Source organism: Vibrio sp. HA2012, assembly GCF_002812955.1.
Lineage (GTDB): Bacteria > Pseudomonadota > Gammaproteobacteria > Enterobacterales > Vibrionaceae > Vibrio.
The window spans coordinates 73,251-91,845 of the sequence record NZ_PFXK01000001.1; the positions used below are offsets into that span (position 1 = coordinate 73,251).

Below are 18,595 nucleotides of genomic sequence, written 5' to 3' on the forward strand. Positions count from 1 at the left end.
TTGCTTTAAAGAGTAAGACCATCAGTTGTTAACCGAACCGTCGTTCACGGATGAGTGGCACGGTAGGAGAATATGTATGAGCCAGAAAGTTGAAGATATCAAAACTGGTTACGACTTGTTTAAGCAGCCTGAATATCAGGAGATGTTTAAAAACAAGCGAAATGCCCATGAAGATGCTGTTGATGCGGCAAAGGTAAAAGAGACCTTTGAGTGGACCACAACAGAAGAATATAAAGAATTAAATTTCAGTCGTAAGCACGTCACTATAGATCCTGCAAAAGCATGTCAGCCTTTAGGGGCAGTACTTTGTGCTCTGGGTTTTGAAAAAACACTGCCTTATGTGCACGGTTCTCAGGGTTGTGTTGCGTACTTCAGAAGCTATTTTAACCGTCACTTCAAAGAGCCGGTTGCCTGTGTATCAGATTCCATGACGGAAGATGCAGCAGTATTCGGGGGACAGGATAATATGTTCCACGGTCTGCAGAATGCGTATGCACTGTATAAGCCAGAGGTGATTGCTGTATCAACAACCTGTATGGCTGAAGTGATCGGTGATGACCTTCAGGCCTTTACCGGAAATGCAAAAGCGGGTGGATATCTTCCCGCAGAGGTTCCGACACCTTATGCCAACACACCAAGCTTTGTCGGCAGCCATCTGACGGGTTGGGATAACATGTTTGAAGGCTTTATGGGGTACTTCACCCGTAAAGAGATGGAAGGAAAAGTCGTTGGCAGTAACGGTAAAATCAATATTGTTCCCGGGTTTGAAACCTATCTGGGCAATTACCGGGTGATTCGCCGTATGCTGGACGAGATGGACGTGGATTATGCCTTCCTGTGTGACCCTTCTGAGGTTCTGGATACACCGGCTGATGGTGAATATCGTATGTACGCAGGTGGTACGCCCATTGCTGATATCAAAGATGCGCCTAATGCAAAAGCGACATTGCTATTGCAGCCAGAGCATCTGGTTAAGACTAAGAAGTTTGTATCCGGCACGTGGCAGCAAGATGTTCCAGACATGAGTATTCCTATGGGACTGGAATGGACAGATAATTTCCTGATGACGGTCTCAGAAGTGACGGGTAAAGATATCCCTGAATCACTGACTAAAGAACGTGGCCGTTTAGTGGATATGATGACTGACTCCCATTCATGGCTGCACGGTGTGAGTATCTCGCTCTATGGCGACCCTGACTATCTGCTGGGCATGACCAAGTTTCTGACTGAGTTGGGTTGTGAAATCAAACATGTTCTCTGTCACAACGGTAACAAACGCTGGCGTAAGAAGATGGAGGCTCAGCTTGCTGAAACGCCATACGGACAGAGTGCCGAAGTATTTGTGGGCAAAGACTTGTGGCATTTCCGTTCTTTGGTGTTGACGGATAAGCCAGACCTGATGATTGGTAACTCATACGCGAAATTTATCGAACGGGATACTAAGGCGAAAGGAGCTGAGTCTGAAGTGCCGTTGGTACGTATCGGTTTCCCGATTTTCGACCGTCATCATCTGCATCGTAGTACGACACTTGGCTATGAAGGGGCTATGTATATCTTAACAACCCTGGTTAATGAAGTACTGGCTAAACAGGATCGAGAATCCAGTATTCTGGGTAAAACGGACTTTGGTTTCGATCTGGTTCGGTAAGGTAACCGCCGGCAGCATGTCTGCCGGCTTTTTATCGGTTCTATTTTCTCTTACGTGGTTCAAACATAGCGTGTGTTAAGGATAACCCTATGGCAAATGTAATGATTCAGTATAACGAGGAAGGTAAATTGTCGTTGTACCTTCCTAAAAAGGATCTGGAAGAAGCGATTACTCACTTAGAGTTTGATCAGGAGAGTCAGTGGGGGGGCGAAGTCCATCTGTCTGGCGGTGCGATTTATTACATCGATCCTGTCGCAAAACCCAAATTACCGGTTACGGTCAGAGCGCGTCGTCTGAAAGCGGCTTAAGGAGGATATTTAATATGGAATCAGTCATCTCAAACGAAGCGGCACTACGCATTGCAATGGCCGCAAAATCTTTGCCTGATATTGATGTTAAATCTCTGCTGGGTTTACTTCTCCAGCACCTTGGTGAGCCGTTGTCAGAGCAAAAACTGATGGATATGTCGCCTAAGTCATTTCGTATAATGGTCGCTTCTCTGGATGATACCGTGCCACGTAAAGATGTGACTGAAGCATTGGCGGTATTAACGAATAAAGAGTTGGATAATGTGGATGCGCCGGAAGTTGTGGATCTGTTACCACTGCCGGAACCCAAGCTCAGAGTCGCAGTGACCTCGAACCAGGGCGAGCTGCTGAACGGGCACTATGGTTCTTGTCTGCGAGTGCTGATTTATGAAGTGAATGCGGATACTTATCAACTGACGGATGTCCGGGCTGTCGACAGTACTCTGAAGGGCGAAGCCCGTACGGACTATATTCTTTCTCTGATGCGGGAATGTCATATTTTATTTACGCTTTCGATCGGTGGTCCTGCAGCAGCAAAGGTTACCCGTGCGAATGTTCATCCGGTAAAGAAAAAAGCCCCGATGCCGGCAGAAGAGGTATTGGCAGATCTAAGCCGTGTGATTGGCTCAAACCCACCGCCCTGGATGCAGAAATTACTGGGGACTGGCGACATAACCGTATAGGAGAATCGTTATGACCACTATGGATGTAGTTATTGTCGGCGAAGCGGATATTCAGCAGATTGGAACTGTACTTGAAGGGCTGGAATACGTCGATGATGATATGATCTCTCGAATGCGACTCGCCTATCCACATATTCGGTTCACTCTCTGTTCTGAAGACGATACCGGAGAACGGGAACCCTATGCCAGTTATTGTGGATTCGATATCCATCTTGTCAGTTCAGGTGCAGGAGCATGCAGTTTGTTAACTCACAATATTGAACAATGCACCGGGCTTGTTATTGCACTTCACGAAGAGTGAAGTGCTTTTTTCCTATTTTCAGACAATTTTTCCCTACATATTTCTCACTTTTGTCTGCTTTACGACAAACCGAAATTTTATGCGCCATTAAATATAAAAAATTCTTATAAAACAACAAAGTAACTCTTGGCTCTTTTATTGCAAAAGTAGAGAAAAAAGCAATTTAGGAACATGTTATCTGTCGCAGGAGGCGTAATGAAACAATCCGAAATCAGACTTCTACAAAACGAGCCGGCGTGTGAGCACAATAAAGGTGAAAAGAGTGGATGTAGCCGGCCGACCCCAGGCGCTACTGCTGGCGGCTGTCCTTTTGACGGTGCACAAATCAGCCTGTTGCCTATTGCCGATGTCGGACATATTGTACATGGCCCTATCGGCTGTGCCGGAAATAGCTGGAACAACCGGGGTACAAGGGCTACGGGTAAGAATCTGTTCAGATTAGGATTTACCACGGATCTTAATGAACAGGATGTCATCATGGGACGAGCAGAGAAAAGATTGCTGCATGCCATTAAGCAACTGATTACCGAACATCAGCCTCCGGCGGTATTCGTGTATATGACCTGTGTGCCGGCTCTGGAAGGGAATGACGTGGATGCGATATGTGCACTGGCTCAGGAGCGGTACGGTGTACCTGTGGTGCATGTGGATGCGGCTGGGTTTTACGGTAATAAAAATCTTGGCAACCGGATTGCCGGTGAAGTCATGGTTAATAAAGTGGTTGGTACAGCAGAGCCGCCGCCTAAACCGCTGATGAAGCATGATCCTACCAGGAAGGTTCACGATATTGTGCTGATTGGCGAATACAATATTGCCGGTGAGTTCTGGCATGTTTCCCCTCTGTTTGAAGAGCTGGGATTACGGGTACTGTGCTGTATGGCCGGAGACACCCAGTTCCATCAGATCCAGACCATGCATCGTGCTGATGCCGCTATGGTTGTGTGTTCGCGGGCACAGATTAACGTAGCCAGAAAATTGCAGGAGCGCTGGGGCGTTCCCTGGTTCGAGGGCAGTTTTTACGGTATTGAAGACACATCGTCCGCATTGCGTCAGTTTGCTGCTCTGATTAATGATGACAAGCTGACAGATCACACAGAGCAGGTTATTGCCCGGGAAGAAAAAAGGGTCAGAGAAGCACTAAAACCCTATGCTGAGGCGTTATCCGGTAAAAAAGCCCTGCTGTATACCGGGGGAGTGAAATCCTGGTCGGTGATCAGTGCACTTGCAGAAATTGGTATTGAGACGGTTGCAACAGGGACAACAAAATCAACGCAGGCAGATAAAAACCGGATCATAGATATTATGGGTGAAGAGGCTCTGATGCTGGATGAAGGTGGTGCAAGAAATCTGCTGGATATCTATTACCGGCATGATGCAGACGTTATGGTTGCCGGTGGCCGGAATATGTACACCGCATTGAAAGCCCCCGTTCCTTTTCTGCACATTAATCAGGAGCGTCATCTTCCCTATGCCGGGTATGAGGGCATGATAACTCTGGCGAGGGAGTTATACCGGACCATCCAGAGTCCGGTCTGGGCTGCTGCCCAAAGCTCAGCCCCATGGGAACAGGAATCCGATAAAACAGCACAAGCAGAGGTCTCTGCATCGCGAATTAAAGCGTAAGGAGTGAGTATGGCACGCGTAATTAAGAACAATTCACCTCTGTCAACACAGCCACTGAAAACCAGCCCGGCGACCGGAGCCACGGTCGCAACTCTGGGCTTTCAGGGCAGTATCCCCTTATTGCACGGTGCTCAGGGATGTGCTGCTTTCAATAAGATCTATCTGATTTCACATTTCAGAGAGGCGATCCCCATTCAGAATACCGCCATCGATCAGGTGGCGGCCGTCATGGGGGGAGATGAAAACCTGCTGGCAGCGATGCAACTGTTATGTGAGAAACATGCCCCAACGCTTATTAGTGTGATGACTACTGGGTTGACGGAATTACAGGGGACGGATCTTTCCCGGGTCATTATGGATTTTAAACGGGCAAACCCGCAATTTGATTCGACCCGGATTGTTGCAATGAATACCCCGGATTTTACCGGTTCCATGCAGTCCGGATTTGCACACGCAGTGGATAGGATTGTTCGTCAGCTGGTGTTACCGCCTTCGAAAATCAAACGTCAGCGGAAGCTGGTAAACGTACTCTGTTCTGTGGGGATGACAGCGGTGGATATCGAGACACTGAAAGGATATCTGGACGCATTTAATCTGGACGCAGTTATCGTTCCGGATATTTCTCTGTCACTGGACGGACATACCGGGGACAGTGATTACTCACCTGTCAGTCTGGGAGGCACGTCTGTCTATGAAGTTGAAATGATGTCCGAAGCAGCGATGACCATCATTATCGGCGAGTCGATGCTTCCGACGGCTAAGTGGCTGGAAAAACGTTTTGCCATTCCTTATATCCGTACCGATATGGGGATGGGAATAGACAGTGTGGATAAGCTGATCATGGCGTTGACGGAACTGAGTGGCATGCCTGTACCCGGCTGGATAACCCGTGCCAGAAAACGCCTGCAGGATGCAATGGTTGATACGCACTTTTACCTGACTCATGCAACGGTATCTCTTGGTCTGGAACCGGATTTGGCTACCGGCTATGCCCGGCTTTTAGGCAGTATGGGCTGTAGAATTTCACGGGTGGTGACCACCCTGGATACTCCGGGTCTGCAACAGATTGATGCCGATGAAATTCTGATCGGTGATCTGTCGATGTTGCTGCCATCGAACCAGCCTGTTTCTGCCGTTATCAGTAATACCCATGCGGCTCACATCTGTGAACCTGAAATACCGGTCATTCGGGCTGGCTATCCGTGTCATGATCAGTTCGGCATAATGGATGTTCGCCAATTTGGTTATGAAGGCAGCCGGGAGCGTATTTTTGCTCTGGCGAACAGTATTATGCTCAACCATAAAGAGGAAGTTGAGCCGCACATCAGCGGTTACCGTTTCTCCCCGTCAGAAGTGACCCGGAAGGAGACGTTATGATTCAAAGCGAGCGAAAACTGCATATAGAACCTTCTCCGGATGAAGGTCAGTTTAAGCTGAAAATTGCCTTTACCACCCTTGACAGGCAGCATGTTGATCAGCATTTCGGTACCGCAAAATGTGTACTGATTTATGGCGTAAACGAGCATCACTGGTCATTGCTGGAAGCGATAGAATACCCGGTTATCAGTGATAAAACGCACGACAAATTACCCGCAAGAATTGCGGATCTCAGTGGTTGTGCGGCGGTTTACTGCAATGCTTGCGGGGTATCAGCCATTCGCCAGTTGCTGGGAGATAACATCAACCCGGTAAAGGTTTCGGAAGGCGTCAATATTCACCTTATGTTGGCAGAAATTCAGGAAGAGCTTAGAGGGGCTCCGACCGGCTGGCTGAATCGGGCATTAAAAATGGCAGAAAAAAAGAAACATGATCAAAGTTCTGATCAGAACCGGTTAAATAAATTAATGGATGAAGAGTGGTAATAAAAGGAAATAATGATGAGCAATATCACTGGATTAACACGAGGCGGAACCGTATGGGAACCTCAATTTATCAAACAACTGGATCAGGAGAACTGCATCGGTTGCGGACGCTGTTATAAGGTCTGTTCCCGGGATGTATTCAACCTTGTTGAAAATGAAAATATTGATGAAGATGATGATCTTTATGATGAGGATGACATGATGATGGTCATGGCTATCGACAATGCCGATGACTGTATTGGCTGTGGTGCCTGCGCAAAAGTATGTGCTAAAAATTGTCACAGTTTTGAGCCAGGCTCTGCACCGGTATAAGAGACCATATGGCCTCTGAGACTGAAAATAAACCGTCGTATTTTATTATGGCGGTTTTTTATGCCAGCAACAAGGAAGAGCTTAATGAACATGACGGAAAACGCACAACGTAATTGTGGGGTTTCCGACAATGTTTTATCTGTAACATGACAAAGAAACGCACAAATTGTCCCATTCTATAATTTGATCTAATTCACACATTTCATTCTTCTTAGATATCATAAGGTTACGTATGTCACATTTTCTGGTGTGAGGTTTGCAGGATCGAATAAAAAAGAAATTTGGGCATCTGGTACCGGTGTGGTGTACAGAACCCTATGGAAGCAAGGAGTGCTTGATATGTGGGATTATTCAGAGAAAGTGAAGGAACACTTTTTTCAGCCAAGAAATGCCAAAATGCTGACAGATGCAAATGCCAAAGGGGATGTTGGTTCCCTGAGTTGTGGTGATGCACTGAGTCTGAGTCTGAAGATCAATCCTGAAACTGAGGTAATTGAAGATGCAGGTTTTCAGACCTTTGGTTGCGGCAGTGCGATTGCTTCATCATCGGCACTGACAGAAATGATTATCGGCAAGACGCTGGATGATGCACTGAAAGTGACAAATAAAGATATTGCCGATTATCTGGAGGGCTTACCTCCGGAAAAAATGCACTGCTCAGTCATGGGGATGGAAGCTTTACATGCGGCAGCAGCGGATTATCGTGGTGAAGTGATTGATGATGACCATGAAGAAGGTGAACTGATCTGTAAGTGCTTTGCGATTGATGACCTGATGATCAAACGGGTGGTTAAAACCAATCAACTGACCACACTGGAAGAGGTGATTAACTACACCAAAGCTGGTGGTGCCTGTGCCTCCTGCCATGAGAAAATTGAATGGGTACTGGAAGCTTGTCTGGCTGAGGAACAAACGGCTTCTGCTATTACAGAATCTGTAGAAGATGCTGTCGTTGAGACACTGGAACCTGTTATCAGTCAGAAAGCGATGCTACAGCGAATACGGGTCGTGGAAGCGGTGTTAGATGAGATACGTCCTGCAGTGATTGCTGATGGCGGTAATATTCAACTGGTCGATATTGAAGATGACCTGATTTTTGTGTCCATGTCCGGAAACTGTAGCGGCTGCGGGTTGTCCGGGTTAACTCTGGCGACGATTGAGAACAAAGTGTCACAAGCATTAGGTGTGGCTGTCACCGTATTTCCGGTTCAGGAACGCAACCAGAAGAAGGAGGCAACTTATGATGCCTGATAAAGTCCCTGCCAGAGTCGTCTATCTGGATAATAATGCTACGACACGTATTGATCCCAGAGTGCTGGATACCATGATTCCGTATCTGGATGAATTTTACGGCAATCCCTCCTCAATCCACGAACTGGGCGCAAGAGTAGGTAAAGCGATGGAGCTGGCACGTGAGCGGCTACAGGCGTTTATCGGTGCAGCATACAGTTCGGAAATCATTTTCACTTCTTCGGCAACTGAAGCGACGACAACCGCCATTTTGTCCGCACTGGAAGCTCTGCCGGAGAGAAAGGAGATCATTACAACTGTGGTTGAGCATCCGGCCACACTGCAACTGTGTCAGAATCTCGAACGTAAAGGCTACCGGGTGCACTGGATTGGTGTTGACACCAAAGGCCGGCTGGATACCGACGCCTACCTGAAGGCTCTGAGTGAGAATGTTGCAGTGGTTTCGGTGATGTGGGCCAACAATGAAACCGGTACTATTTTCCCGGTGGAGTATCTGGCAAAAGAGGCCAAAGCCGTTGGGGCTCAGTTCCATGTCGATGCGGTGCAGGTTATGGGGAAACGGCCTGTTGATGTGAAAACGACGGACATAGATATGCTGTCGTTGTCCGGACATAAGTTCCATGCGCCCAAAGGGGTGGGCGTTCTGTATCTGAAGCGGGGAACTCGTTTCCGGCCTCTGCTCCGGGGTGGGCATCAGGAAAGAGGACGTCGGGCCGGAACGGAAAATGCAGCATCCATTATCGGTCTTGGAGTCGCAGCAGAGCTGGCACAGAAGTCGATAGACAGTGATATGTTTCAGATAGCGCTGATGCGTGACCGGCTGGAGCAGGGCATTCTGGCTCGTATTCCCAGTACGTTTGTAACCGGTAATCCACGGGAACGGGTTCCTAATACGACCAATATTGCGATTGAGTATGTAGAAGGTGAAGCCCTGCTGCTGCTGATGAATCAGGCCGGAATTGCTGCGTCATCCGGTTCAGCCTGCACATCCGGGTCTCTGGAACCCTCCCATGTGATGAAAGCGATGAATATTCCGTTTACGGCAGCGCATGGTACTTTGCGTTTCTCACTGTCCCGTTTTACAACCGATGACGACATAGACCATGTGCTGGAACAGCTCCCCGCTATTGTTGAACGACTGCGAATGCTGTCTCCGTATTGGGATAATGAGAAAAATCAGGGAGCAGAAGACAGCTTTGCTCCGGCCTATGCATAACCGCATTCAAAGAGGTGGATGATGACACAGGGAACGGTCAGCGTCACAAAGGTTACGGTAAACGATACAACACTGCGCGATGGTGAACAGAGCCCGGGGGTTGCATTTACTACGGAAGAAAAGATTACGATTGCCTTACAACTTGAAGCTGCCGGAGTTCCGGAGCTGGAGATCGGGATCCCCGCAATGGGGAGGGAAGAGCAGCAAACCATTTGTGCTATTACACAAGCGTTAAGCTCGGCGAAAACCATGGCATGGTGTCGCATGGCACAAGATGACATCCTGAGTGCGCAGGGACTGGGACTGGACTGGCTGGATCTTTCGGTTCCGGTGTCTGCTCAGCAGATCCGCAGCAAACTGAATATGACGATGCCACAGTTATTGCGTCACTGCGAGTGGCATATTCGTCAGACGGTTGAGCATGGTGCCGATGTCTGTATCGGTATGGAAGATGCCTCCCGGGCAGATATTAATCTGATGCTTAAGGTTGCGGAACTGGCGCAGAAATCGGGTGCAAAACGTCTTCGCTTCGCCGATACACTCGGCATTTTAGACCCGGTTACCACCACCCGGTTTATTTCTGCACTGAAAGGCAATACGGATTTGCAGCTGGAAATGCATGCTCACAATGACCTTGGTCTGGCAACCGCCAATACACTTGCAGCGATTGATGCCGGTGTAACATCCGTAAATACCACGGTAAATGGACTGGGAGAGCGGGCAGGTAATGCGGCGCTGGAAGAAGTGGTTGTCGCGCTGTCGGTACTGAATAAAGGGACGACAGGTATCTGCCTGACGGCATTACCCGGGTTGTGTGACTGTGTTCAGAGTGCATCCGGCAGGACAAAATGGCCGCAGAAAGCCATTGTTGGTGATACGGTATTCACACATGAATCCGGGGTACACGTAGATGGTCTGCTGAAAGATATTAATAACTATCAGGGATTTTCTCCTGCACTGGTCGGGCGGGAGCATCGGTTTGTTCTGGGTAAGCATTCTGGTAACAAAGCGATTTTGTCTGTTTACAAAGGGCTGGGGATTGAGCTTACGCTACAAGAGTGTGAGTTTTTACGAGTCGCTTTGCGGGGATGGGCGGAAAGCCATAAATGCCTGCCTACCACCGATGATCTGTTGGCTTTGCTCAGAACCGGTGTGGCAGCGTAGTGGATGAACAGACAAGCCGCTTGTCGGCAAGGAAACCTGCATGACAGAGTCAGATATTGAAGTTCGGATCTCGGAGCTGGAACATGCCGAAGATTTTCTGCGTTTTTTTCAGATTGATTTTGACCCGGAGCTGGTCAGGGTCAAACGTATCCAGTTATTGCGCTTATTTCATCATATTCTGAATTCTTTTTCCCAGCCTCTGCAGCATCAGGAATACCGGAAGGCACTGAAGATTGCTTATCGCCAGCTTGAAAATGGTAATGAGCTGGCATTTAAGGCCTCGGATTGTCAGGGCTGTAGTGAATGTGATGATTGAAGGTACCGGAATGGAGAAGCATGCATTAAGAAGCGACGAACAGGGGATAGATGCCGATGATAATGGGAGAAAGTAATGGACTGCTATAACGCCCGTTTTCCTGCCGGAAGTGAAATCCGGGTTATCCGGAATGTACGTAATGACGGCAGTTTTCCCGGCCTGAATAAAGGGGAACTTCTGATTGAGCAGGGAGAGACTGGAACGGTTCGTAGTTCGGGATATTTTCTGCAGGATCAGATTATTTATGAGGTTTATTTTCCGGAGAAGAACCGGGTTGTCGGGATCCGCGAAACGGAAGTGATTGATGCAAAACTGGACTGGATACCGTGCAAGTTCCGTTCTCTGGACAAAGCCCGGCTGACCCTTGCGTTAAAAATGCAAGGTCAGATTATTGCTGCTAAAGGCGATATGGTGGAAGTTCAGCGGGTGTACCGGGATCTGGACAGTGGAGTACTTGAGTATGAAGTTGCCGTTGCAGGTCATCTGGTGAGGGTTGTTGCCAGGGCTCTGCAAATAGCTGAGGCGGGATAACCCGTCTACGGAACAGAGGAATAAAGCGATTCATGGAGGGAATATGGACGAACAGAAAAGACGTTATCTGACAATCAAACTGGCGACAGAAAAGTTTAAACTTAATCCTGAATATCTCTCCAGCGTGCAGAAAGCCCAACTTTCACAGGATGTCGTCAGACTGCATCAGTTGCAGTGCAGTATTTTATCTTCTTCGGAGGCGCAGCAAGTGAGCGTTTCCAGATCAGAAATCGCGGAAGCATACAACAGCCGGATTCAGCAGTTTGAGTCTGAGTCGGCATTTTACCATTCATTAAAGCAGCAGGGTTTAACCGTAGAAGGTCTGAAATTTGCGTTAAAAGATGAGTTGCACTGTGAACGGGTAATGGAACTGATTTCCCGCGATATTCCCCGGTTAGACCGGCAGCAGGCTCTGGATTATTACCAGAAAAACAGGCTCGAATTCTCCAGAGCCAAAACCTGGAAACTGAGCCAGATACTGATCACTATTAATGATGATTTTGCTGAAAATACCCGGCTCAGCGCACTGGCTCGCATCAAAGATATACAGAAACAAGCCATCTCCGGGACAAACACTTTTTCTGAGTTGGCTGTCCGATATTCTGAGTGTCCGAGCGCAATAGAACACGGCTATCTGGGCTGGTGTGAGGAGGGGCGTCTTTATTCTGAGATCACGAATACACTGTATTCCCTGCCCAAAGAACAGGTGAGTGATCCGATTGAAACTGAAGTCGGATATCACCTTATTGTCTGGCATGAAGAGAAGCCGCCTTATGTGGCTACATTTGAGGAAGTCTGGCCATTTTTACAGGAAAAGCATAGCAGCCGGGCAAAGCAATATCTGCAACGGCAGTGGATCCGTCAGCTGAATAGTTTGGATGCTGCTCTGAATCCTGCATCCTGAGGTGGTGCTGAAACAAAAAGCCTCGTCCTCATATTGGCGAGGTTTTTTTGTTTCTTTTTTTCCTCTGCTCAGGCAGAAAGAGGGAGAAGTTAATCGGTGACAGAATAACATTCACTGTAACTGCTGCATTCTGCACAGCTGGGAGCACGGCATACGTAGTCTCCTCCGGCTTCACAGAGCTGTTTGTAGAAAAAACGTTTCCAGCGCATGTTATGCACATTTTTCTGGTGTAGAGCAGGAAAATAGTGGCGGATCATCTCCCCCAGTACCGGGCGTTCCGGAAGCCCCAGATCTGACCACAGATGAGAAGACCCCATGCAAGCACAGCTTATAACCCGAACCGCAAAGCAGGAATAAAAGCTGTCTGTATTGACATGTTTTGCCAGTAGCTGACTAATCTGTTCAGTTTCATCAGCTCTGAGCCGGAGCAGATCATAAAAAACAGCCTGTTTTTCTGTTGATAAAGGCAGGATCTGCATGGAACATCGATGCCTGTGCAGTGAACCCCCGATGTTATCCAACTGATCCATCAGGGTGGCACAGTCACCCTGACTCAGTCCCAGAAAAGGAGGCAGTGTGGTTTGATCGGCACAGTAGGCGGTGACTATGTGCTGCCAGAATCTTAATAATTCATCACGTCTTCCCATAGCATACCCTCAATTCTGGATCTGTATGCCGGTGAGACTTCCTCTGGGATTAACGGCAATACCGGCCTGATTGATGATTGCCTCTTCAATAGGGCAGATGCTGGCACATTGCGGGTCATCGAATGAGCCTTCACAACCGGTACAGCGCTTACTGTGGATTTGAAACAGTGGCTCCTCAGGATCTTCGGTTTTGTAGATGGCATGGCTGGGACAGACGGTCTGGCAGGCATGACAACCGGTACATTTATCGGTAATCGCGTATAACATTATGCTGTCTCCTTGTGTGATTCCTGATGGCTCACTATGTTCTGGCAGCGTTTAGCTATCTCAGCAAGAGCCTCGGCGGTACTCTGATAAGCAAAATCAACGTTTGGCCGCACACCGGCATTTTCCAGTTTTTTCCATGGAGAGATGCCGATTCGGGAACATAAGAGCTCATCGCAGTCAGAGATGCTATCGATCAGAAGCTGTTTAAACTCTTCATCATCAATACATTCATTGCTGCCGGAGCAGTATTTAGACGCCACCCGGGTTTCTTTATGGATAAAGGTCTGTTCTGCGGCAGAGTAATGGTAGATGCTGAACTGATCGGCATGACCAAAATGTGTCCGGATCAATTCTGAACTCTTGTCGGCTGTGTTGGCAACGGCGACTTTATAAGTCGTACTGTCACGAAGATCCGCGGTATTTTCCTGGCATCCTTCACCCAGAGTACCCACTGCATCAGCACGGCACTGCCGGCAATGAGTCATTTGCGCCATATTACTTCCGGACTGAAGTCGTGCCGTATTCAGTTCTTCCTCGGTGGGGCCGCGTTGTCCGGTCAGTCCGAAATAAGTACCGTGTTCCGGTTCAGAGATGAGCGGCATGATGTTGTGCAACATGGCTCCTTTACGGTTTACTGCATCAGAGACGGCCTGAATATGCTGGTCATTGATACCCGGAATTAATACCGTATTAACCTTAACCAGAAGCCCTGCCTGTGCAGCGGCATCCAGTCCTGCCATTTGCCGCTGGATCAGCGTTTCTGCTGCTTCAATACCCCGCAGGCGTTTATGATTGAAGAATACCCAGGGATAGATTTTGGCTCCGATATTCGGATCGATACAGTTAATGGTGATAGTCAGGTGGTTCACTCCGACTTCAACCAGTTCATCAATATAATCAACCAGATTCAGACCATTGGTGGATATACACAATTGTACCTCCGGGTCTTCGGCTTTAATCATACGTAATGCGGCGAAAGTGGCTTTCGGGTTGGCCAGTGCATCTCCCGGACCGGCAATACCGATAACAGACAGATTGGGTACCCGTTTTTTAACGGCCCGGAAGTGCTTCAGTGCACCACTCGGGTCAACCAGATTGGATACAACACCCGGGCGTGATTCGTTACTGCAGTCATATTTGCGGTTACAGTAGTTACACTGGATATTGCAGGCCGGTGCAACGGGAAGATGCATGCGGGCATACTGGTGTGCATTCTTTGAGTAGCAGGGGTGCCGGGCAATTTTATCCTGTACTTCTTTACGGAAAAAATGGCTGATTTTGGTTGCATCTCCCCCCTCTGTGACCGGGGATCTTGTTTGAGTATCCATTGACGACCTCGTCCTTAAGGTTTTCATCTGTAACAGAAGTGACTGCAAAGTCTATTCCTGCTTGTATTTAATTAAAATCAATGAGTTATCTTGTGTTCTCTGGTTTTGTCGTAGTGACAATTGTCGTAAAGCAAACATTATTTCCTATTTTGTCAGTGGAGTGAAAACATGCCCCTCCTGCTGAAGCTGACACTCAGGGGAGGGGCAGAAGGCAGGCAGAATTAAATTTGTTTCATTTCGATATTCATCACCTGAATGCGGTAGGCAATTTGGCGAGGTGTCATATTCAGCAGCCGGGCGGCTTTAGCTTTGACCCAGCCGGACTGTTCAAGTGCATCAATGACGGCCTGACGTTCGTCATTGCCCCGTGTTTCTTTAGAAAGCGGTTCGCTGATGGTCTTCTGAGTGCTTATCATCGGGGCTCTGACCTGCTGGGGGGCCGGTTCAAATTGCGGGAAAGATATCAGATCAGGCGTGATCAACCCGGATTCACTGAGTACAGCAGCCCGCTCTAGTGTATTCTCCAGCTCCCGGACGTTTCCTGGCCATGGATATGCCATCATAGTACGAATAGCGGCATCATCGATAGTCAGTTTACGCTGCTGTTTTTTACTCAGATTTGCCAGCATAAAGTCAGCTAAGTCGGGGATATCTTGCACACGCTCACGCAGCGCTGGCAGGTACATAGGCATGACATTCAGACGGTAATACAGGTCTTCACGGAAACCTCCTTCGCTTACTTCCTCTTCCAGATTCCGGTTCGTCGCTGCAATAATCCGCACATCAACAGAAATCGTATCTGTGCCGCCAACTCGCTCAAACTCTTTTTCCTGCAATACCCGCAGTAGCTTGGCCTGAAAAGCCGGGCTGGTTTCGCCTATTTCATCCAGAAAAATCGTTCCGTTATGTGCCATTTCAAACCGGCCTTTTCGCTGTTTGACAGCACCGGTGAATGCGCCTTTTTCATGGCCGAACAGCTCCGATTCCAGCAGATTATCGGGTAAGGCAGCACAGTTCAGTTTGATAAACGGATTATTTGCCCGTGGTGAGTTGTAATGAATAGCATTGGCGATCAGTTCCTTACCCGTACCGGATTCGCCCCGGACCAGTACCGTTGAATCCCAGCGGGAAACCAGTCGTATCTGATCGAAGATCTGGCGCATGGGTTTGGTATGGCCGACAAGATTATCAAAGCTGTAATTATTGCGTACTTTTCTCCTCAACCCGTCTCTTTCACTGACCAGCTGTTTCTGTTGTGTTTCTACCTGATGGGCAAGTTGGAGATTTTTGGCGATCAGGTTAGCGATCATCTCCAGAAATTTGTTCAGCAGGGTGATTTCCTGATCGGAATTATTCATGGGCTGGGCAGAAAGGGCACCGATAATACGGGAAGATGAGTCTTTTAACGGCACACAGATAAAGGGTTTGTCATAATCGTACAGCGCCAGCTTATCAGCAAAACGCATATCATTGCCCAGATTACGTACTACGATAGAGTGCCCCTGGTTCAGCACATCGCCGATGATCCCTTCTCCGGCCTTGTAGGAAACCTGTTTTTCTTCTGTAGCTGTATTAGGGACAGGAGAGTGCATGGATTTAACCAGCATAATGTTTCTCTCTGTATCCCGGATAGTCAGCACCCCACACAGCAGGTTGCATTCATCATGCAGAATTTTCAGCACCTGATTGGTGGAACGGGTGTAATCGAGGCTGACATTAAGCTGACTGCTGATCTTATACATGGCAGCTAATAACTGCCGTTCAAGATCTACGGTTGAGTATTCAACGGACATAGCGGTTCTGCCTCTTAGTAACTGTACTTGGGAAACGTGAGAGTAATACGGGCACCACCAAGCCGGGCGCTGTTGTCTATGTTGATTGTGGCTGAATGTTCATTAATCACTTGTTGTACGATAGCCAGTCCTATTCCCCGGCATCCGGATGAGTATCTGGGCTTCGTGCTGTAAAACGGCTGAAAAATCTTGAGCCGTACGCCCGGCTCAACACCGTTCCCGCTGTCATCAATGATAAGAGAGATGTCATCATCACTTTCTGTTGTGGTGATCTGAATGGCGCGGGAACGGGAACGTGAGGATTGAATGGCATCGACAGCATTATCGAGCAGCTGTTTTACTGCCAGCAAAAGCCGGTTAGGTTTACCCTTGATGGAGGGCAGCGTTGCTGCCAGTGTAATCTCAAGTTTTGCTGATGCCGTTAATAACTGCTCCGTACTGATCGTTGTCGCATCGCGAACCACCTGATTCAGGTTGACCGGTTGAAACGCTTCATCACCCCGCTCAGGTATAGCCTGTTTTATCTCATCCAGAGCATAGATGGCATTACTCATGGCTTCATCCATGGCGACCAGTCCCGGGCAGGCATTATTGCGTCGTTTCAGGATATTCACGGCAGATTCAATCATATTGAATGGCCCCTGCAACTGATGCAGGGTCGCCATCATGGCTTCCTGCATAGCATGAACATATTTGTTATCGTTTGCCATCAGCTTAATGGTGTTGATGCGGCGTTCTTCCAGATATTGTTTCTCTTTTGTCCGTTCTATGATCCCAATGACGGTATAGTATTCATCGGTGGGATGAAAATAAGCCTCTGCGGCTGTGTCGGTCACGGGGATCTTTGCCAGTGCGTAATCAAACCAGCGATCGATTCCGGAGCCGGAACCGTTAAGGTGGATACCCTTATATTTGCGTTGCTTATTTTGCATAAAATGACCAATAGAACGGTACTGATAGTTGGTGATTAAATAATCAGAAAGCAGGGTTACCGGTGATTGATGAATATCTGTTGTCAGGTTCTCAAATAACCGATTTTTGAACAGGATATTCTCCTGATGATCTATTAATGCAATGGCGATTGGTGCTGAATTTAATACGGCTTCGAACATGGCAGATTGGTTTTTCTGCTGAGTTTGTAGCTGAATCTTTTCCGTAATATCTTTATGTATAGCGTAATAAAAGGTATCACCATTTGTGTTCTGGAATCTGGAGATTGATATCTCTGCAATATATAAATCGCCATTTTTCTTTTTATTGATTAATTGTCCCTGCCAGTGTTTTCCTGTAGAAATGGTAGCCCAAAGATTTTCATAAACACTTTTAGGTGTTGTTTTATAAGATAAAATAGAGCAGTTTTTTCCGTTTAACTCATGTTCTGTATATCCGGTAATATCAGAAAAATACTGATTTATCAGAATAATATTGCCCAAATGATCGGTAATAGTGACCGCGACAGGCGCATTCAGAAGAATCTGCTTGTAGGTATTATCACCAAAATCATAGTCGGCGGTATTTATTTCAAAGCTATCCAGTTGCTTCATACCCGTCTTCCTTGTCTTTTGTCCAGAAACCATTATTTGCTTCCTGTTCAGTACCCTTATGCATTAATTATTCCATGCACAGGGTAAGGGAAATTTGACTGGCGGATGTTTAACTGATGTTTGATATAGAACAATTCGCGGTAAAAAAATAGCTATTGTCGGCTTTGTGACAATTACTTTTTCCTGCATTCCAGTGACCATTGCTGGTGCTTTCCTTGTAAATAAAGGCCTTATATGTCCATTTGTGGTGCACAGGATGACTGGCACAGGCTATGCAGCAGACCGGGAAAATGAATCGATCAAGGATGATTGCAATGTCGGAAGGTTTGCTCATATTACTGAGTGCTTCGTTAGTCAATAATGTGGTACTGGCGAAATTTCTGGGCTTATGTCCCTTCATGGGGGTGTCAGGAAAAATAGGCAGTGCGTTGGGTATGGGTATCGCCACCACCTTCGTTTTGACCATGGCAGCTATTACTACCTGGCTGCTGGAGTTCTTTATTCTCGCGCCGTTAGGTCTGGAATTTATGCGAATCATCGCTTTTATTCTGGTGATTGCGGCAGTCGTACAGCTTACGGAGCTGTATGTTAAAAAACACGATCCTACCCTTTATCAGTCTTTAGGTGTTTTTCTTCCTCTGATCACGACCAATTGCGCTGTCTTAGGTGTGGCTCTGCTGGCCGTTCAGGAGGGGCTGTCTTTTTTTAATACGGTGATGTTCAGTCTGGGATCGGCTCTTGGATTTACACTGGTTATCGTGCTGTTTGCAGGCCTGCGGAGTCAGCTAACCCTGAACCGGGTCCCGGCAGCATTGAAAGGTACTCCCATTGCTTTTATTACAGCGGGTTTGTTATCCATGGCCTTTATGGGCTTTGCCGGCATTGTGTAAGTAGAGC

Annotated in this window: 20 protein-coding genes; 15 read left to right on the forward strand and 5 right to left on the reverse strand. The window is 47.6% G+C overall.

Features of this window, described 5'->3' with window-relative positions:
- Positions 1 to 76: 76 nt before the first annotated feature.
- The 14 genes from nifK to CSW98_RS00370 all read left to right on the forward strand — a co-directional run bounded on the left by nifK (position 77) and on the right by CSW98_RS00370 (position 12,119).
- A complete protein-coding gene (gene nifK, locus CSW98_RS00305; RefSeq protein ID WP_100798455.1) occupies positions 77 to 1,648 on the forward strand; it encodes a nitrogenase molybdenum-iron protein subunit beta in 1,572 nt (523 codons plus the stop codon).
- A gap of 89 nt (positions 1,649 to 1,737) precedes the next feature.
- Entirely contained in the window at positions 1,738 to 1,956 is a 219-nt protein-coding gene (gene nifT / locus CSW98_RS00310; protein ID WP_100798456.1) for a putative nitrogen fixation protein NifT, read from the forward strand.
- 14 nt (positions 1,957 to 1,970) lie between these two features.
- Positions 1,971 to 2,639, forward strand: a complete 669-nt coding sequence (locus CSW98_RS00315; protein WP_100798457.1) for a NifB/NifX family molybdenum-iron cluster-binding protein — start codon at positions 1,971 to 1,973, stop codon at positions 2,637 to 2,639.
- A 10-nt stretch (positions 2,640 to 2,649) separates the two neighbouring features.
- Positions 2,650 to 2,940, forward strand: coding sequence for a DUF6129 family protein (locus CSW98_RS00320; RefSeq protein ID WP_100798458.1), 291 nt, complete (start codon positions 2,650 to 2,652; stop codon positions 2,938 to 2,940).
- A 195-nt stretch (positions 2,941 to 3,135) separates the two neighbouring features.
- Positions 3,136 to 4,563 carry a nitrogenase iron-molybdenum cofactor biosynthesis protein NifE gene (gene nifE / locus CSW98_RS00325; RefSeq protein WP_100798459.1) on the forward strand — a complete coding sequence of 476 codons (1,428 nt, stop codon included), beginning with the start codon at positions 3,136 to 3,138 and terminating at the stop codon, positions 4,561 to 4,563.
- Positions 4,564 to 4,572: 9 nt separating this feature from the next.
- The gene (gene nifN / locus CSW98_RS00330; protein ID WP_100798460.1) at positions 4,573 to 5,940 is read left to right on the forward strand and encodes a nitrogenase iron-molybdenum cofactor biosynthesis protein NifN; all 1,368 of its coding nucleotides are present in this window, start codon (positions 4,573 to 4,575) and stop codon (positions 5,938 to 5,940) included.
- Entirely contained in the window at positions 5,937 to 6,425 is a 489-nt protein-coding gene (locus CSW98_RS00335) for a NifB/NifX family molybdenum-iron cluster-binding protein (RefSeq protein ID WP_100798461.1), read from the forward strand. Before nifN ends, CSW98_RS00335 begins: the two co-directional genes overlap by 4 nt.
- A gap of 15 nt (positions 6,426 to 6,440) precedes the next feature.
- Positions 6,441 to 6,737 carry a ferredoxin III, nif-specific gene (gene fdxB, locus CSW98_RS00340; RefSeq protein ID WP_198517240.1) on the forward strand — a complete coding sequence of 99 codons (297 nt, stop codon included), beginning with the start codon at positions 6,441 to 6,443 and terminating at the stop codon, positions 6,735 to 6,737.
- A 339-nt stretch (positions 6,738 to 7,076) separates the two neighbouring features.
- Entirely contained in the window at positions 7,077 to 7,988 is a 912-nt protein-coding gene (gene nifU, locus CSW98_RS00345; protein WP_100798463.1) for a Fe-S cluster assembly protein NifU, read from the forward strand.
- Complete coding sequence (gene nifS, locus CSW98_RS00350; protein WP_198517241.1) at positions 7,978 to 9,204, forward strand: cysteine desulfurase NifS; 1,227 nt, start codon at positions 7,978 to 7,980, stop codon at positions 9,202 to 9,204. The genes nifU and nifS overlap by 11 nt, the downstream gene beginning before the upstream one ends.
- 21 nt (positions 9,205 to 9,225) lie before the next feature.
- Entirely contained in the window at positions 9,226 to 10,368 is a 1,143-nt protein-coding gene (nifV, locus tag CSW98_RS00355; RefSeq protein WP_100798464.1) for a homocitrate synthase, read from the forward strand.
- 40 nt (positions 10,369 to 10,408) lie between these two features.
- The gene (locus tag CSW98_RS00360; protein WP_100798465.1) at positions 10,409 to 10,684 is read left to right on the forward strand and encodes a nitrogenase-stabilizing/protective protein NifW; all 276 of its coding nucleotides are present in this window, start codon (positions 10,409 to 10,411) and stop codon (positions 10,682 to 10,684) included.
- A 75-nt stretch (positions 10,685 to 10,759) separates the two neighbouring features.
- Complete coding sequence (locus CSW98_RS00365; protein WP_100798466.1) at positions 10,760 to 11,215, forward strand: nitrogen fixation protein NifZ; 456 nt, start codon at positions 10,760 to 10,762, stop codon at positions 11,213 to 11,215.
- 43 nt (positions 11,216 to 11,258) lie between these two features.
- Positions 11,259 to 12,119: a peptidylprolyl isomerase gene (locus CSW98_RS00370; protein ID WP_100798467.1), complete on the forward strand. Its 861-nt coding sequence runs from the start codon at positions 11,259 to 11,261 to the stop codon at positions 12,117 to 12,119.
- Between the two features lie 89 nt (positions 12,120 to 12,208).
- Here CSW98_RS00370 and CSW98_RS00375 read toward each other — a convergent pair whose 3' ends face one another.
- The 5 genes from CSW98_RS00375 to nifL all read right to left on the reverse strand — a co-directional run bounded on the left by CSW98_RS00375 (position 12,209) and on the right by nifL (position 17,698).
- Positions 12,209 to 12,766, reverse strand: coding sequence for a nitrogen fixation protein NifQ (locus CSW98_RS00375; protein ID WP_100798468.1), 558 nt, complete (start codon positions 12,764 to 12,766; stop codon positions 12,209 to 12,211).
- A 9-nt stretch (positions 12,767 to 12,775) separates the two neighbouring features.
- A complete protein-coding gene (locus tag CSW98_RS00380; RefSeq protein ID WP_100798469.1) occupies positions 12,776 to 13,033 on the reverse strand; it encodes a 4Fe-4S dicluster domain-containing protein in 258 nt (85 codons plus the stop codon).
- On the reverse strand, positions 13,033 to 14,361 hold the full coding sequence (gene nifB / locus CSW98_RS00385; protein WP_100798470.1) for a nitrogenase cofactor biosynthesis protein NifB: 1,329 nt from the start codon (positions 14,359 to 14,361) through the stop codon (positions 13,033 to 13,035). The genes CSW98_RS00380 and nifB overlap by 1 nt, the downstream gene beginning before the upstream one ends.
- A gap of 221 nt (positions 14,362 to 14,582) precedes the next feature.
- Positions 14,583 to 16,154 (reverse strand): nif-specific transcriptional activator NifA, encoded by a 1,572-nt coding sequence (gene nifA / locus CSW98_RS00390; protein ID WP_100798471.1) that lies wholly within the window; start codon positions 16,152 to 16,154, stop codon positions 14,583 to 14,585.
- 14 nt (positions 16,155 to 16,168) lie between these two features.
- A complete protein-coding gene (gene nifL / locus CSW98_RS00395) occupies positions 16,169 to 17,698 on the reverse strand; it encodes a nitrogen fixation negative regulator NifL (RefSeq protein WP_100798472.1) in 1,530 nt (509 codons plus the stop codon).
- A 314-nt stretch (positions 17,699 to 18,012) separates the two neighbouring features.
- On the opposite strand from nifL, the gene rsxA reads away from it, so the two are divergent.
- Complete coding sequence (rsxA, locus tag CSW98_RS00400; RefSeq protein WP_100798473.1) at positions 18,013 to 18,588, forward strand: electron transport complex subunit RsxA; 576 nt, start codon at positions 18,013 to 18,015, stop codon at positions 18,586 to 18,588.
- The last annotated feature ends 7 nt before the right edge of the window (positions 18,589 to 18,595 follow it).

Bases quoted from the DNA above. Each gene is read 5' to 3' on its own strand.
- nifB (WP_100798470.1), bottom strand. From the start codon at position 14,361: ATGGATACTCAAACAAGATCCCCGGTCACAGAGGGGGGAGATGCAACC.
- CSW98_RS00320 (WP_100798458.1), top strand. From the start codon at position 2,650: ATGACCACTATGGATGTAGTTATTGTCGGCGAAGCGGATATTCAGCAG.
- CSW98_RS00315 (WP_100798457.1), top strand. From the start codon at position 1,971: ATGGAATCAGTCATCTCAAACGAAGCGGCACTACGCATTGCAATGGCC.
- nifN (WP_100798460.1), top strand. From the start codon at position 4,573: ATGGCACGCGTAATTAAGAACAATTCACCTCTGTCAACACAGCCACTG.
- CSW98_RS00365 (WP_100798466.1), top strand. From the start codon at position 10,760: ATGGACTGCTATAACGCCCGTTTTCCTGCCGGAAGTGAAATCCGGGTT.
- nifE (WP_100798459.1), top strand. From the start codon at position 3,136: ATGAAACAATCCGAAATCAGACTTCTACAAAACGAGCCGGCGTGTGAG.
- CSW98_RS00375 (WP_100798468.1), bottom strand. From the start codon at position 12,766: ATGGGAAGACGTGATGAATTATTAAGATTCTGGCAGCACATAGTCACC.
- rsxA (WP_100798473.1), top strand. From the start codon at position 18,013: ATGTCGGAAGGTTTGCTCATATTACTGAGTGCTTCGTTAGTCAATAAT.
- fdxB (WP_198517240.1), top strand. From the start codon at position 6,441: ATGAGCAATATCACTGGATTAACACGAGGCGGAACCGTATGGGAACCT.
- CSW98_RS00335 (WP_100798461.1), top strand. From the start codon at position 5,937: ATGATTCAAAGCGAGCGAAAACTGCATATAGAACCTTCTCCGGATGAA.
- nifU (WP_100798463.1), top strand. From the start codon at position 7,077: ATGTGGGATTATTCAGAGAAAGTGAAGGAACACTTTTTTCAGCCAAGA.
- CSW98_RS00380 (WP_100798469.1), bottom strand. From the start codon at position 13,033: ATGTTATACGCGATTACCGATAAATGTACCGGTTGTCATGCCTGCCAG.
- CSW98_RS00370 (WP_100798467.1), top strand. From the start codon at position 11,259: ATGGACGAACAGAAAAGACGTTATCTGACAATCAAACTGGCGACAGAA.
- nifS (WP_198517241.1), top strand. From the start codon at position 7,978: ATGATGCCTGATAAAGTCCCTGCCAGAGTCGTCTATCTGGATAATAAT.
- nifA (WP_100798471.1), bottom strand. From the start codon at position 16,154: ATGTCCGTTGAATACTCAACCGTAGATCTTGAACGGCAGTTATTAGCT.
- nifL (WP_100798472.1), bottom strand. From the start codon at position 17,698: ATGAAGCAACTGGATAGCTTTGAAATAAATACCGCCGACTATGATTTT.
- nifK (WP_100798455.1), top strand. From the start codon at position 77: ATGAGCCAGAAAGTTGAAGATATCAAAACTGGTTACGACTTGTTTAAG.
- CSW98_RS00360 (WP_100798465.1), top strand. From the start codon at position 10,409: ATGACAGAGTCAGATATTGAAGTTCGGATCTCGGAGCTGGAACATGCC.
- nifV (WP_100798464.1), top strand. From the start codon at position 9,226: ATGACACAGGGAACGGTCAGCGTCACAAAGGTTACGGTAAACGATACA.
- nifT (WP_100798456.1), top strand. From the start codon at position 1,738: ATGGCAAATGTAATGATTCAGTATAACGAGGAAGGTAAATTGTCGTTG.